Source organism: Paraliobacillus sp. X-1268 (assembly GCF_003426095.1).
Lineage (GTDB): Bacteria > Bacillota > Bacilli > Bacillales > Amphibacillaceae > Paraliobacillus_A > Paraliobacillus_A zengyii.
On the sequence record NZ_QJSK01000002.1, the window covers coordinates 80,661 to 96,018 of the forward strand.

Sequence of the window (15,358 nt, forward strand, 5' to 3'; positions counted from 1 at the left end):
GGAGGATTTAGATATGATAAATAAAGAAACTTATCCAATTGCTCAACTAATCCGTGATCGAAGAACAATAAAGAAGTTTAAGGATAAAAAAATACCGGTAGAATTGATAACGGAAATTCTTGATACAGCAGTTTGGGCTCCAACTCATAGATTAAGAGAACCGTGGCGTTTTATAGCATTCATTGGAGATGGACGAAAAAAAGTAGTTCAGTTGATTAAGTCAGAAAGTGAAAAAGGAAAAATGGGAAGGCCACTCAAACGAGCTAAATTGGAATATCTTTTATCTATTCCTTGTCATATCGTTATAGTTATGAATGAAGATCCTCGTACGAAGGTTTGGGAAGAAGATTATGCTGCTGTGTGTGCATTAATTCAAAACTTCCAGCTTACAGCATGGGAGCGTGGTCTTGGTGTTGTTTGGAAAACGGATGAATATATTTCTTCGCCTAAATTTAGAGAGGGGATAGATGTAGTACCAGGTGAAAAAATTGTTGGACTTTTGCAAGTAGGATATCCAGATGCAATCCCAAGATATTCTAAAAGAATACCTGCAACTAAAAAGCTAACAGTAATTGATAGGTTTATGGATAAAGATAAAAAAGATAAATTTAAGTTAGACATCAATCAAAGTAATGTTTTTTTTGACCTTCCTGATATGTCTAAAACAGCTGCGATACAATTTGCTGGAGAGAAATTAGTAGAGCTAGGGTATGTTGGGGAAGCGTATGTTGACAGTATGCATGAAAAAGAGAGCATGAAGTCTACATATCTTGGCAACGGAATTGCGACACCTCACGGGTCAAAGTCAGCCAAAGAAGCTGTTGTAAAATCCGGAATTATTATCATGCATTTCAGAGATGGTATTGATTATGACGGTGAGAAGGTTCATTTAATGGTTGGTATTGCAGCCGAAAGACAATACCATTTAGACGTTTTATTAAAAGTCTCAACGATGTTTGAAGATATCAAGAATTCAGAAAAAGTTTTTGCGGCGTCTTCTTTAAAAGAATTTATTAATCTTTTTGAAAAGGTCGATGAAGAGAGTGATCTTTTTTAATTATAGATTTAAGTAGGAGTAGTTAATTACTATGAAAAAACAATCTTACATTCTAGTAAATCCTCTGGGTTTACACTTCAGACCAGCTAGTTTAATTATTGAAAAAGCATTATTATACACCTGTCAGATTACACTTTGCAGGGATACTGAGGTTGCTCATACAAACAGTATAATGAGTCTCTTAAAGCTTGGAGCTAAAGGAGGAGAGGAGATTATTGTAATAGCTAATGGTATTGATGAAAATGAGGCAGTTAAAGCTATTGGGGAAATTATTGAGTCGAATAAAGACTAAGAAATAGCTATTAATAAAAAGTCTTTTTAGATAACAGGATAATACAGGTAAGACATTTTAGAATAGTGGTGCGGGATTATAACCTGCACCACTATTTGGCATTCTAATTGACAGAATTTTAAGTTTTGTATAAAATGATAATGATAATCATTATCATTTATTCGTTTGTTATTATGTGAATTTATTCTATCATCTTAGTTAAGAAGACCTCTACATTAAAAATTAGTTGGAAATTAGCAAGAGATTAATTGGTTTTTACCATGATTTCACTTCAACAGAAAAGCAACTGAGAAAGGATAGATATCATGGACAATTTTAAGAATGAGATAAAGCATCTTTGGTTTACTATTGAAGGTCATTATACGTTGAAATTAAACACAAGAAAGATTCATGAATTAATGACAAATACTAATACGCTCATATATGTCCAAACAGGAGAAGCAGAGGTTTATGATGATCTTAAGTCTAAGATGGTTTTAAATGGTGATTTACTTTATTGTAATCCCGCAAAAACTACACGCATTGTAAATATTGGTGATAGTCCGTTGAAAGTAAAGGTGTTTACATTTACTTGTAGTAAAATTAGTCGAGTTAAAGGTGATTGGCAGGCGGTAGCTTATATCATTCCATTCAATAGTTTTCTTACTCACAAGTCTGCAACAAATGCTAGGTCTGTCATGGAAAGTCTTTGGGAAATAGTGGATGATACTAGAAATAATCAACAAATTGAAATACAAGTTTTAATTAGAAACTTATTAGAAAACTTAATAGAAGCTGATGGAATAAATGATAAAAGCGTGTTTGATGAAGATGCAGGCATCTTGCAAATAGCAAAATTAATGAAGGCAAACACACAAGAAGAGTTTATGATAGAGGAACTAGCTGAAAAGTCAGGGTCAAGTGTTTCTGTGTTTTATCAACGTTTTAAAAAAAGAATGGGATTGAGTCCTGGTCAGTATATAATTGAACATCGTATTCGCAAATCAAGAGAGCTCCTATCTGGTTCATCGTTCAAAGTATCAGAAGTAGCTCATTCCGTAGGTTATAGTGACGAATATTATTTTAGTAGAATTTTCAAGAAAAAAGTTGGTCTCTCACCTATCCAATTTATGCATTGTTCACGAAAGAAGATTGCGGCATTATCTTGGGAGATTGAAGAAACGCTACTTGCATTGGGGATCAAACCATGCATTGCTATAATGAATACACCACGGCCATGGCGTTGGGAGAAAGTGATTGATAGCTTAGCAGACCAACTTAGGGAAGCGAAACCTGATTTAATAATTGCACCTTCTGGAGAAGAAGCCTGTATGGAAATTTTATCTGAAATTGCTCCAGTTTATTTCATTGACTGGAGAGGGGAAAACTGGGATTCAAATTTAATAAAAACAGCTGAAATACTTGGAATGAAGGAAGCCGCTTTTGCTTGGCTTAGTAATTATTATACAAGAGAAGAGCAAGTTCGAAAACACCTCTATCAAGAGACAAAAGGGGAATCATTCCTATTAGTAAAGGATAATCAGAATTCTTTAGGTATTTACGGTTCAAAAAAGGGAAGAAGAATTGGAGAATTTGTTTACCAGAGTCTCGGCTTAAAGCAGCCAGAATCATTAAAAGGAATCTCTTATCTTGAAGTGAAGCGTTGGAGCGACCTTGAGGATTTTGATGCGGATCGGATTATTTACTTAATTGATGAGTTTTCTGAACAATATCGGCATAAATTAATGGCAACAAAAAGCGATAATGTATATATATCAAATTCTTATCCGTGGACGCATAATTCAGCGCTAGGACATGAGCTAATGCTTGATAAAGCACTGTCTCTATTTTCATAAAAGGTTCGATCTAATAAAGTAAGTTCACTTTACTTTTTAACTATTTGGAAATTTTATTATATAAGCATTCTGTTATCTACTAAAAATAGCTAGGATAGCAATACATGACAATTTGTGATAGCATTTAGATTAATACAGAAAGAGGAAGTGAGCATACGTGATAGAAATAACAATTCCGACACCGGATATTACAATTAAAAAGAAAGACCATCCAGAGTTAAGTAACATCTATGGTTTTACGGACTTTCACCTTATACCTAGAGATAAGGGTGGTATTTTTTTGTTTTACAATGACGATAATGAACTGTTATTCGTCGGGAAGGCAAGAAAGCTAAGACCTAGAGTTAAGAAACATTTTGAGGACTCTGTATCTGTAATAAAAGAACACAGACATGAAGTTACCAAGATTGAAGTGTGTAAAATTGAAGAACCTGTCGACAGAGAAATTTATGAAACGTACATTGTTAATAAACTTAAAGCTAAATATAATGTAGAGAAAGCGTTTTTTAAATAAAATCGATAAACGAAAAGCAATACGTACAGTCAAATGTAGACTATGCCTATTGCTTTTGTTATGTTATAAAGAACATTTACTTGTTGAACATGAAATTGATAACTTAAAGGATGACTAATAAATTGCATACGAATAACCTACAAACTTCGAATAATTATATATATAGTTGCTCATTTCCCGAAGATGAGAGATCATTATTTGCTTTGGAAATGCGCACTTTCTTTGGGAAGGAAGCAACGTCTAACGTTTTGGAAAGTACGGTGGAAGTTGATCCTACACGAAGTCCATTTCTAAAGGAAAGAATTCGTGTAATTTATGAAGGCGAAACGTTAGAAGATCTAATCAATCAAGTGAAAGACTTAGACTTGGCTGAGGAAACGTTTAAAATAATCTATGTCAAAAACCTTGGCTTAACCAAGAAAGAAAAAGAGGGTTTTGAGCTACGACGTACAATAGAGAAAGATATTGGACTACATGTTACAAGTGAAGCTGACTTTCATAATCCAGATCGATTACTTGGGGTTATGTTTGTGAATGGTCGTTGGGTATTTGGTGACTATGTTAAAAATGAACCAGTGTGGTTACATCATCAAAAGAAGCCACATAGTTATTCGACAGCGCTTAACACACGTGTTGCAAGATCAGTTGTAAATATTGCTATTCCAAAAACAGAGGGTATCAAAGCGATTGATCCTTGCTGCGGAATCGGAACTGTATTAGTTGAGGCTCGATCAATGGGTATTGATATTGTAGGTAGCGATAGAAATTATCTCATTCTAGATGGGGCGCGAGAAAATATTGCACACTTTGGTCTTACGGGAGAAGTGAATCTAGCAGATATCCGAGATATCACAATGAATTATGATGTAGCTATCATTGATTTGCCTTATAACTTGTGTTCTGTCATAACGCATGAGGAACAAATTGAGATGCTTGCAAGTGCGCGTAGATTTGCAAAGAAAGTAGTAGTGATAACCGTTGAACCAATTGACGAAATTTTACTAACAGTTGGTTTTACAATAGTTGATAGGGCTGTCGCTAAAAAAAGATTATTCACCCGCGAAGTTATTGTTTGTAACTAACTGGGCTTTAACAGTAGGGAATAGCTATCCCCTACTGTTTCTTTTAATTATTTTCTATTATATGTAAAGTAAACCGTACAACTTTCTAATAATTCTTATTAACTTGAGTGTTTGTAAAAAACAAGAGAAAAATCCGGTTGACAATTACTGTCAGGTGTATTACATTAAGTAATGTTCAAAGCTTTTAACTTATTGACAAGTTTGATGTAAGCGTTTTAAAAATTATGGGTACATCTACTTATTGGAGGTTTTATATGACGGAAATTTAATACAACCATCTACAATTGCTGTTTAGTAAAGCTCACTCAACGACTCGTATTTCTATTGCACATCTAAGAGCCCTCTTCCCTGCTCTATTTTACATACTCAGAAAAAAGGAACAGAATCTAACGTTCTTAACAACAAGAAAGTCTTTATTGAAGTTAGTGTCTAACTACTCAATATAGATTTATGGAGCAATATGGTTACGCTTTCAAAAATTGTGTTAAGAGAGGAGAAAGAAGTAATGCGACATTTTTTTAAATTATTTATATCTGTTTTTTTATTGCTTGTTTTATTTATGCCATCCACTGTTTTAGGTGTTGAAGAAGGGGATGAACTTGAAGTGCCTGAATTGAGAAATGCCTCCGTACATGATCCATCAATAATTAAGGCTGAGGACAGTGAGACTTACTATGTGTTTGGTTCACATATCGCGTCAGCTAAATCGACCGACTTAATTAATTGGGATACATTCACTACTGAGTATAGTACGCCAGAGGATAATCAACTTTATGGTGATTTATCCGAAAACTTAGCGGAATCATTTGCTTGGGCAGGGGAAGATGACGCGGATAGTAGTGGCGGATTTGCTGTATGGGCGCCCGATATTTTTTGGAATGAAGATTATGTAAATCTAGATGGGACAACTGGAGCTTATATGATGTACTATAGTGTTTCTTCTACGTATATTCGATCTGCAATTGGGATCGCGGTTTCAAAGGATATTGAAGGACCGTATCAATACGTTGATACAATTATGTACTCTGGTTTCACGAACTATGAAACATATGATAATAGTAGTGATGTAAATAAACACTATGAAAATACAAATCTTCCAGAATTAATAGAGGATTGTGTTATTGAAGATGTAAATCCAGATTGGTTTACTAGTGAAGAAAATGGTAATTACAATAATGCACTTTATACAAATGCCATTGATGCGAATATTCTCTATGATGAGAATGGAACGTTATGGATGACTTATGGTTCCTGGTCTGGCGGAACTTTCATTTTAGAACTAGATAAAGAAACGGGTCAACCACTTTATCCTGGAGAAGATGGGCAAACAGAAGATGGAAGAATGATTGATAGATATTTCGGTACTAAGATTGCTGGTGGATATGGAAGATCTGGCGAGGGAACTTATGCAGTATATGATGAGGAGACTGGCTATTACTATCTTTATATCACATATGGCGGCTTAGCTTCTGATGGTGGCTATCAAATGCGCCAGTTTAGATCAGAAAATATCGAAGGTCCGTATGTAGATGCTGCAGGAAACGAAGCCGTTTTCCCAGAGTCATTTGACGAAGGTGTTGGGAATTTCCCTGCAATGGATGACCATAAAGAAATAGGAAATAAAATGATGGGTAACTTCTTGTTTAAACGGGATCTTGGAGAAGCAGGCACTGGAATTGGAACAGGCTATGCCGCACCAGGACATAACTCTTACTATACCGATTCCGATACAGGAAAAGAATTTTTGGTTACGCATACACGTTTCCCAGAACAAGGGGAGACACATGAGGTTCGTGTACATCAAACATTTAAGAACACGGATCAATGGCCGGTACCAACACCATATCGCTATGCAGGTGAAACAATCGAAACGGTTTCGACTGAGGCTATTGTTGGCGACTATAAGTACATTAACCATGGAAAAGAAATTACTGGAGATGTAACCGAATCATCATGGATAAAATTAAATGCCGATTATACAATCTCTGGAGCTGTAACAGGTACATGGGAATTGTATGACGATTATCGAGTGGAATTATCGATTGATAATAACACCTATGATGGCGTATTTATTCGGCAGTGGGATCCTACTTCCGAGAGTTGGGTTATGACGTTTAGTGCGATGTCAGGTGAAGGAGTCGTTATTTGGGGAAGTCACGTGGAAAGTTCATCGGATGCCGAGTTGGTAGCAGCGATAAAAGATGAATTAAGTAACGCGATTCCAACTACTGTCATTAGTGACGTATCACTTCAAACTGTAGCAACAAGAGGAACACAAATTTCATGGGAGTCTTCAGCACCTGACGTACTAGCGAATGATGGGACTGTTGTGCGACCAAGATTTGGTATGGAAGACGCGCCTGTGGAGCTTAAGGCGACGATTACATTAGGAGATGTTACTGAAACATTGTCGATTACTACTACTGTTTTAGCTGAGGCTGAAGGTGGCTTATCTGCTTATTACAACTTTAGTGATAATTTGAAAGATCAATCTGGCAAACAAGAAGATGCCACAGTAACGGGTAACAGAATTAATAATGATGGTGGATCGATTACATTTGAAGATGGTGTGGTTGGTCAGGCAGCAAAGTTTGATGGTGAATCGGGCTTACGCTTAGCGGATGGTTTAGTTTCGAGTGATACGTATACTGTATCATTATGGATGAAACCAGAAGAAATTACACAGTATACAACTACATTTTTTGGTGCGAGGACAGAGAACAACTGGATTAGTCTTGTGCCAAGTGGGCCATCTGATGGAAATACGGAGTTATGGGCGCATAATGGAGCTGATTGGTATGATGCAGTACCGAGCACAAATATTCCTGCTAACGAGTGGACACATGTAGCTTTGACGGTTGAAGCAGGAAATATTGTATTTTATATTAATGGTGAACCACAATTCACGGGTGATGAATTCCCAGATATATTTACATCGATAGATGCAGTCTTTGGTCTTGGTGTTAACTACTGGGATACACCATTTAAAGGTTTAATGGATGAGGTTCGTATTTATGACGGAGTGGCTCTTTTAGAAACTGATGTAAACGAACTTTATCAAAATCCAAATGGGTTAACAGCTAACTATAAGTTTGATGATAATTTAGAAGAAGAAACAGGGAATTTAGAAGCAGGAACTATTACAGGTGATCTTATTGATAATACGGGTGGGAGCATTTCCTTTGATAGTGGTATAAATGGTCAAGCTGCATTATTCAATGGCGAATCTGGTATAAGGTTACCAAATGGTTTAATTGATACGGATACGTATTCTGTATCCATGTGGTTAAATCCAGATGAAATAAATGACTATACCACAACATTCTTTGGCACAAAAACAAACAGTGAATGGGTTAGTTTTGTTCCGATTAGCCCAATTGATGGTGAGGAAAAAAACACCAATCTAATGGCTGATAGTAGTGGTGGACGTTATAATGCATCAATCGGTGAAACGATCCCAACTAACGCATGGACACATGTAGCTTTTACTGTTGATAATGGAGAGATTGTTGTATATATCAATGGTGAGGAAGCATTTGCTGGTACGGACTTCCCTGATGTGTTTAGCGCCTCAGATGCAAGCTTTGGCTTAGGTGTTAACTATTGGGATGCACCATACAAAGGTTTAATGGATGATCTGCGTATATACGGCGAAACAGCTATATCTAAAAATGAGATTAAAGCTTATTATGATCTTGTTATAGGGGAATATGAAGAACCTGGACAAGAGCCAGAACCAGAAATTGATACAATCGAATTAGAAACATTAATTGAAACAGCAAAAGAGTTATCTGAGGAAGACTATACAGAAGCGTCATTTGCTGATTTACAAGTAGCAATAACAGGAGCGGAAGAGGCACTTGGATCGATTGATTCACAGGAGTCTTTAGTTGCAGCAATAAATGCCTTGCAAGGGGCAATTGATGTACTGGTAGAACAGGTGGAAGAAGAGCCAGAACCTGAAATTGATGTAACTGAGTTAGAAGTATTAATTGAAAAGGCAAAAGAAATACAGGCTGATGGTTATACGGAAGATACGTTTTCAGCATTACAAGAAGCAATTAAACAAGCGAAAGAAACGCTTGAATCGATTGATTCAGAAGATACCGTTGCTACAGCTATAACAGCATTACAAACAGCAGTTGAGGGTCTTACACCTGCAGAAATAGAACCAGTAACAATAAGTGATATTGGGGATTTAGAATTTACCGATAATGTTTATAAAACGAATTTAAATGAAAAAGTTACAGTTTTGACAAAAGAAGTTCTTGAAAATTTAGAAGAAGGAACTTCAATTGAAATGGTCTATAATAATGTCAAAGCATCATTCCCGATCGAGCTTTTAAAAACGGGTGAAGATGTTACATTTAGTTTTGGTACGATATCAGGTATGACAAACGTTACGCATGCGGACGCTTTAAGTACCTTGTATGACTTTACATTAACTTCAGGTGATGAGGATATTAGTTTGGAGACGCCAGTATCATTAACCTTTACTGTTGATCCAACGAAAGTAACCGATTGGGAAAATGTAAAAGTTGTCTATATAAACGAAGATGATGTGAAAGAAGAAGAGATCACGCCAATCTCCTATGATTCAGAAACAGGTGAGGTAGTTGCAGAAGTAACACACTTTAGTATTTATGGTGTCTTTGAAATAACACCTGCTTCAGAAGTAGATGTAACAGAATTGGAAACATTAATTGAGACAGCAAAAGAATATGCTAGTGTAGATTATACGGAAACATCATTTGATAATTTGCAATTAGCAATCACAGAAGCGGAACAAGCACTTGAAACCATTGATTCAGAGGAAACATTAACTGCAGCTATAACAGCATTACAAGCTGCCATTGATGGACTGGAAGTGGTAGAGCCAGAACCAGAACCAGAAATCGATACAACGGAGCTAGAAGCATTAATCGATACTGCAAAAGAAATAAATGCGGACGGTTATACGGAAGCCTCTTTTGCATCGTTACAAGCAGCGATTACAGAAGCGGAACAAGCGCTTGAATCGATTGATTCAGAGGAAACATTGACTGAAGCATTAACGGCATTACAGGCTGGAATTGATGGGTTGGAGGAACTACAGGTAGAAGAGACAGAGCAGCCAGAGCAACCAAAAGAACCAGTTGAGCCAACAACTCCAGTAACAGAGGAGACTGAAGGTGACGATAGCGAAGAAAATAATACAGTAGAAGAAACAGACCCAGTGACAAGCGAAGAGTCTGACGAAGCTGAAGTTAATGGTGAGAAGTTACCAGAAACTGCAACAAATCAGTACAATTGGTTAGTGTTAGGTGGAGCATTATTAATCATTGGTTTTGGTAGTCTTCTTGTACTACGAAGAAGAAAGAATCAAGCGAATTAATACTAGTAAAGTAAAAGAACCCTTTAGTTACAATATGTAGCTAAAGGGTTCTTTTATTGGTTTGATTATATCAGTGTACTTTAATTATTATGAACTTAAGTAGTTCGCAAAAACAACCTAAAATAAATGGATAGGATTAAAATCTAGTAATCTAGACTTTAATCCTATCCGTTTTTTATAAATCAGATGCGTATTTATTAAGCTTTTTACTCATTGCTTCAATTTCATCAATGAAAGCAGAAATTTCTGTCGTTGAGTTAGCTTGATTTTTCCCGAATGCTACCATTTTATCAATAGAAACGGTAATTTCATCTACTGATTTTTGCGTATTTTCTAGAACATTTTTAATCTTTTCTGTCGAAGTGATCGTTTCTTCTGATAACTTGCGAATTTCTTTCGCGATAATTCCAAAACCATTCCCCTTGTCACCTGCATGTGCTGCTTCAATTGCTGCATTTACACCTAGTAGATTGGTTTGAGAAGCAATTTTATTAATAAAATTTATTACTTCTCCTGTTTTCTTCATTTCTTCGTTTGTATGATTAGACTGATTGAGCAGCGTATTACTTAGCTCAGACAGTCCATTAGCGCTTTGCGATATAGTTGTTACACGATCATTTGCCTGCGTTAATGATGTGACGATTTGCTCTGATATTTTTCGTAACTCTCTTTCGTTTTGCTCTTGTACTTGAATTGCAATGGCCCCTATTACTTTCCCATTTTCTAATATTGGATTCGCCATTCCCGTGAAATGAAAGCCATAAAAGTCTTCAGGGATAACATCTTTAATTACTTTATTATTTTTCAAGCAATCTGCTAAAGGTTCATTTGGATCAATCTTTTGTCCTTTTTTAACACCTAAATCGACTTTTTCGCCTGGATAATAAGCAAGCCATTCTTCTAGGTTTGTTACACCGATTGCCATTTTTGGGAACATAGTATGAAACATAGGAATTACATCTAAATATTTATCTAAGATAGTTATGTCTTCGTGCTTAAAATGTGTCGATTCTGTATGAGTCAATTTTAAAATATCATCCTTTTCTGTGCATGCCTAGTATTTAGTATAGTATATAATAAATATGGCTTATTGAACAATGTAAATCGTTTACAAATGAAAGACTATCATATAAACCCTTGGCTAGTTTTGCCGTTTTTGATAGAACCGTTTATAATTGGTTAGCAATAAAAAAGGGAGAATAAAAATGAGAATAGATAAAAGAATAGATGCACAAAAAAAGCAAATAGGAAGAAAAACCGATAAAGGTCTATATAAAACTATCTGGAGATGGCACTTTTATGCTGGTATTATTTTTGCTCCTATTCTAGTTTTACTAGCTATAACAGGTTCGATTTATTTGTTTAAAGCTGAGATTGAAGCTGTTATTTATCAGGATTATTATGAAGTAGTGCCAGAAGGAGAAGAAGTAGCTCCTTCTTTACAAATTGAAGAAGTAAAGGACTTGTATCCAGATGCGGTTGTCACGCAGTATCGTCCTGGTGAAGATGATAGAAGGTCGAGTGAAGTGACAATCAATTTGAATAATGAATCCTTAACAGTATTCATAAATCCTTACACAGGAAAAACAATTGGTGAATTAAATAATGATGATCGAATTATGGATAAAATAGAAGAAATACACGGTGAATTGATGGCTGGGACATGGGGAGATCGCTTGGTAGAATTAGCTGCTTGCTGGGCTATTGTGCTAATTGTAACTGGCTTTTATTTGTGGTTCCCGAAAAAAAGAAAGAATTTAACCGGTATATTTTTCCCACGTTTTAATAAAGGTAAAAAAATATTGCGAAGAGATTTACATGTTGTGCCTGCCTTTTGGTTAACTGGCGGCTTGCTATTCTTGATTATGACAGGCCTACCTTGGTCAGGTTTTTGGGGAGAAAACTTTCAGTCTATTATTACAAATACAGGTGAAGGCTATCCACCTTCTATTTGGGTTGGTGAAGTACCAGCGTCAAATATAGAAACGGAAAATGTAGTAGAAGTACCATGGGCAGCTGAGAATCTAGATGTACCAGTTTCAAGTATACAAGCGGTGCTTCCGCTATCGATTGATAGAGTTGTAGAAATCGCAGAAGAAGAAAATATTTATCCTACATACGCCGTATATATTCCACAAGATGAGGAGGGCGTGTATACCCTCTCTGTATTTCCACCAAAAGCCCAAGATGAAGCAACGATGCATATTGATCAATATACGGGAGCAATCCTAGCTGATTATCGATATGATAACTATGGATTTATTGGTAAGGTAGTAGCATTAGGAATTACCCTTCACAAAGGTTCCCAGTTCGGTTTAATAAACCAACTAATTAGTCTTTTCATTTGTTTAGGTGTCGTTTTTGTAGTGATTAGTGGTATCTATTTATGGTGGAAGCGAAAACCAGAAAAGGGTTTGGGTGCCCCTGCTGCACCTTTGATAAGAAGAAAGAAAACATTTTTACCAGTAATGGTGTTATTGGGAGTGGTTTTCCCACTTGTTGGTATATCTATCATTCTCGTTTGGTTAATAGATTGGCTTATTATTCAAAGAATAGCTCGTCTAAAAAAATACTTTAATGCATAAATGACTTGAAAAGGTGGTGTTTGTTCTGAAAAATCTTCAAAGGAATTCAATTTTGCTCATTAGTATTTTAATGATTAGTGCTTGTTCCGTTCGCAGCGATGCGGAGAATTTATATTTAAAAGAGGAGCCATTAGAAATAGAATTTCATCTCCCTACAACTATCTCGGTAGGTGATGAGGTTATAATGGAAGTACTATTAACCCAAAATGATCAAGTAGTCGAGAGTGCGGACCTTGTCCATTTTGAAATTACCGACAAAAATGCTACTATAATAGCCTCGATGGAAGAAGCTATAGAAATCGGAAAGGGAATATATAGAAGAACGGTCAGTTTTAAACAGGATGGTCTCTATTATTTAGAAGTACATGCAGAAAATAATGAATCTATTATTACACCGCGAAGGCAATTCGTAGTAGGGACACTTACAGATGCTATGTTAGATTCGTTAGAAGAAATCCCGGCGAGTGAGGAAACAGAGCATCATCATTAAACGTAAGCGAAATGAGGGTGATAAAATGAGGAATAATTTGCTTCGAAGTAAATTAAAACAGTTGGTAGATAGTAAGAGCTTCCAAGCGATCATAATTGGTATTATCGTATTTAACGGACTTGTTATAATAGCTGAGACATACTTTAGGGGTAATGATCTACTCCAACTCTTAGATAGAGTAATCGTTTGGATCTTTGTCATAGAATTAGTCTTAAAAATAGCTGGACTTGGTTTTAAAGGGTACTTCTCTAAAGGTTGGAACATATTTGACTTCTTAATTGTGGCAGCAAGTTTACTGTTCTACGCAACCAATTTCGTAAGTGTAATTAGATTATTAAGGGTATTACGTTTATTAAGAATGATTCCTGCCATACCGGCTTTACGAAAAATAGTTGACGCTTTAATGAAATCGATTCCTGCCTTAACGGGGATTTTAGGGTTATCTTTTTTGATTTTTTCGATATACGCGATTATAGGAACAACATTATATAGTGAAGTGCTTCCAGCGGAATTTTTCGGTAGCTTCCATGAATCGCTTTTTACATTATTACAAGTTGTTACATTTGAATCATGGGCAAGCCAGGTTGCTAGACCAATCGTTAATGAAATGCCATGGGCTTGGACTTACTTTGTATCCTTTATCATCATTGGTGCGTTGGTTATATTAAATCTTGTTGTAGCTGTTATCCTAAGTTATTTAGGTCAAGAAGATGATAGTAATCGTGATAAACAATTGGAACGCTTATATGAAGAAAATCAAGAAATGAAGCAGGATATAAAAGAAATGAAGCAGTTAATGGTAGAGGTTCATAAGTTAAATAAAGACAATTAAAATTGCTGTAGGGAATGGAGATACCCTATGATGGAAATAATTATTGAGATAGATATTTTTTAAGTGAGGAGTAGTTAAAATGGATGGAAGTAATGATACGTTGAAAAATGTAGCTTCTGTAGGTGATTTACTTGCTATGGAAAGAACAAAATTAGCTAATGATCGAACGATACTAGCCTTTATCCGTACATCATTGGCATTCTTTGCAACTGCAGCAGCACTTATCGAATTCTTTGATCAGAATGTAAAATTAGAAATTATAGCATATAGTGCAATATTTTTTGGAGTTATGATTTTGGTGATCGGAATTTATAGTTATTATCGTTCAAAAAGACTAATTTAAAATGCAATGTGTAAAATTGATAAATAGCTAAGCGTGTTAAAATGAAAGTCGACTCATTTTTTACTTAAAACGTATTAAAATAGTGCGTAAAAAGGAGTGGCATATTAAGATGGAATATCAAGAAAAGGTACGTGAGGATTTAATTATTTGGCGTAGGAAGGTATTGAAGCGTTCAGGTCTATTTAATCAACTATCTAAAAAGGCCCAAACAAAAATAAATGGGTTGATTCCAGAAAAGGCGCATAAGATTATTACCAATAGTATTAAGAATATGGTTAAGGCAACTTTAGTTGGTTCCAATATGATTACGAATAAAAAACAATTAAATGATAAAAGTCTGTATGAACGCGATGAGCTTTTAAAGGAAAAACTTATTACTCATCGAAAAACAGCGGTTGTTGAAGGCGCTGGTACAGGTGCTGGTGGTATCTTTTTAGGTCTCGCTGATTTTCCTTTGTTATTGTCAATTAAAATGAAGTTTCTATTTGATGCTGCTGCCGTTTATGGATATGATGCGAATAAGTATGAAGAACGTTTATTCATACTCCATGTCTTTCAATTGGCTTTTTCTAGTGATGATAAGCGTAGAGAAACGCTCGCTATTATTGAGAATTGGGAAGAAAAAAAAGAAACGCTCGTTGATATGGATTGGCAAGTTTTTCAACAAGAGTATCGAGACTATATTGATTTAGTTAAATTGTTGCAACTGATTCCAGGTTTTGGAGCAATTGTCGGGGCATATGCAAATCATAATCTCTTTGACACGTTAGGTGAGACAGCAATGAATGCTTATCGCATACGGTTTTTAGCGGCAAAACAATTGAATGGTTAGGTTTAAATAAAAAGAAGGTAAGAGTTAGACTTAAAGCTGAGCATTTAAATCACTGACCATCTATGCAACATATATAAATAGTAAGTATTGTATAACCTTTTTCTTTGTTTTAACTATAAATT

12 protein-coding genes are annotated in these 15,358 nt (G+C 35.6%); 11 read left to right on the forward strand and 1 reads right to left on the reverse strand.

Annotated elements, in window-relative coordinates:
- Positions 1-13 precede the first annotated feature (13 nt).
- The 6 genes from D2K62_RS05040 to D2K62_RS05065 all read left to right on the forward strand — a co-directional run bounded on the left by D2K62_RS05040 (position 14) and on the right by D2K62_RS05065 (position 10,154).
- Positions 14-1,057: a PTS sugar transporter subunit IIA gene (locus tag D2K62_RS05040; RefSeq protein WP_117161036.1), complete on the forward strand. Its 1,044-nt coding sequence runs from the start codon at positions 14-16 to the stop codon at positions 1,055-1,057.
- 31 nt (positions 1,058-1,088) lie between these two features.
- Positions 1,089-1,349: an HPr family phosphocarrier protein gene (locus D2K62_RS05045; RefSeq protein ID WP_112182464.1), complete on the forward strand. Its 261-nt coding sequence runs from the start codon at positions 1,089-1,091 to the stop codon at positions 1,347-1,349.
- A 305-nt stretch (positions 1,350-1,654) separates the two neighbouring features.
- Entirely contained in the window at positions 1,655-3,184 is a 1,530-nt protein-coding gene (locus tag D2K62_RS05050) for an AraC family transcriptional regulator (protein WP_117161037.1), read from the forward strand.
- A gap of 157 nt (positions 3,185-3,341) precedes the next feature.
- On the forward strand, positions 3,342-3,698 hold the full coding sequence (locus D2K62_RS05055; RefSeq protein ID WP_112182462.1) for a nucleotide excision repair endonuclease: 357 nt from the start codon (positions 3,342-3,344) through the stop codon (positions 3,696-3,698).
- 122 nt (positions 3,699-3,820) lie between these two features.
- Positions 3,821-4,780 (forward strand): TRM11 family SAM-dependent methyltransferase, encoded by a 960-nt coding sequence (locus tag D2K62_RS05060; protein ID WP_369974628.1) that lies wholly within the window; start codon positions 3,821-3,823, stop codon positions 4,778-4,780.
- 505 nt (positions 4,781-5,285) lie between these two features.
- Complete coding sequence (locus tag D2K62_RS05065; RefSeq protein ID WP_117161038.1) at positions 5,286-10,154, forward strand: LamG-like jellyroll fold domain-containing protein; 4,869 nt, start codon at positions 5,286-5,288, stop codon at positions 10,152-10,154.
- 175 nt (positions 10,155-10,329) lie between these two features.
- On the opposite strand, the gene D2K62_RS05070 is transcribed toward D2K62_RS05065, so the two are convergent.
- Positions 10,330-11,178, reverse strand: a complete 849-nt coding sequence (locus tag D2K62_RS05070) for a methyl-accepting chemotaxis protein (RefSeq protein WP_232824079.1) — start codon at positions 11,176-11,178, stop codon at positions 10,330-10,332.
- Positions 11,179-11,359: 181 nt separating this feature from the next.
- Here D2K62_RS05070 and D2K62_RS05075 point away from each other — a divergent pair, with 181 nt between their 5' ends.
- The 5 genes from D2K62_RS05075 to D2K62_RS05095 all read left to right on the forward strand — a co-directional run bounded on the left by D2K62_RS05075 (position 11,360) and on the right by D2K62_RS05095 (position 15,236).
- Complete coding sequence (locus D2K62_RS05075; RefSeq protein ID WP_112182459.1) at positions 11,360-12,739, forward strand: PepSY-associated TM helix domain-containing protein; 1,380 nt, start codon at positions 11,360-11,362, stop codon at positions 12,737-12,739.
- 52 nt (positions 12,740-12,791) lie between these two features.
- The gene (locus D2K62_RS05080; protein ID WP_117161039.1) at positions 12,792-13,229 is read left to right on the forward strand and encodes a FixH family protein; all 438 of its coding nucleotides are present in this window, start codon (positions 12,792-12,794) and stop codon (positions 13,227-13,229) included.
- A 25-nt stretch (positions 13,230-13,254) separates the two neighbouring features.
- Positions 13,255-14,061 (forward strand): ion transporter, encoded by an 807-nt coding sequence (locus D2K62_RS05085; RefSeq protein ID WP_117161040.1) that lies wholly within the window; start codon positions 13,255-13,257, stop codon positions 14,059-14,061.
- Between the two features lie 79 nt (positions 14,062-14,140).
- Positions 14,141-14,404 (forward strand): DUF202 domain-containing protein, encoded by a 264-nt coding sequence (locus D2K62_RS05090; RefSeq protein ID WP_117161041.1) that lies wholly within the window; start codon positions 14,141-14,143, stop codon positions 14,402-14,404.
- Positions 14,405-14,513: 109 nt separating this feature from the next.
- Entirely contained in the window at positions 14,514-15,236 is a 723-nt protein-coding gene (locus D2K62_RS05095) for an EcsC family protein (protein ID WP_117161042.1), read from the forward strand.
- The last annotated feature ends 122 nt before the right edge of the window (positions 15,237-15,358 follow it).

Coding starts and splice junctions, on each gene's coding strand:
- D2K62_RS05040 (WP_117161036.1), top strand. CDS start 14: ATGATAAATAAAGAAACTTATCCAATTGCTCAACTAATCCGTGATCGA.
- D2K62_RS05045 (WP_112182464.1), top strand. CDS start 1,089: ATGAAAAAACAATCTTACATTCTAGTAAATCCTCTGGGTTTACACTTC.
- D2K62_RS05050 (WP_117161037.1), top strand. CDS start 1,655: ATGGACAATTTTAAGAATGAGATAAAGCATCTTTGGTTTACTATTGAA.
- D2K62_RS05065 (WP_117161038.1), top strand. CDS start 5,286: ATGCGACATTTTTTTAAATTATTTATATCTGTTTTTTTATTGCTTGTT.
- D2K62_RS05075 (WP_112182459.1), top strand. CDS start 11,360: ATGAGAATAGATAAAAGAATAGATGCACAAAAAAAGCAAATAGGAAGA.
- D2K62_RS05085 (WP_117161040.1), top strand. CDS start 13,255: ATGAGGAATAATTTGCTTCGAAGTAAATTAAAACAGTTGGTAGATAGT.
- D2K62_RS05090 (WP_117161041.1), top strand. CDS start 14,141: ATGGATGGAAGTAATGATACGTTGAAAAATGTAGCTTCTGTAGGTGAT.
- D2K62_RS05095 (WP_117161042.1), top strand. CDS start 14,514: ATGGAATATCAAGAAAAGGTACGTGAGGATTTAATTATTTGGCGTAGG.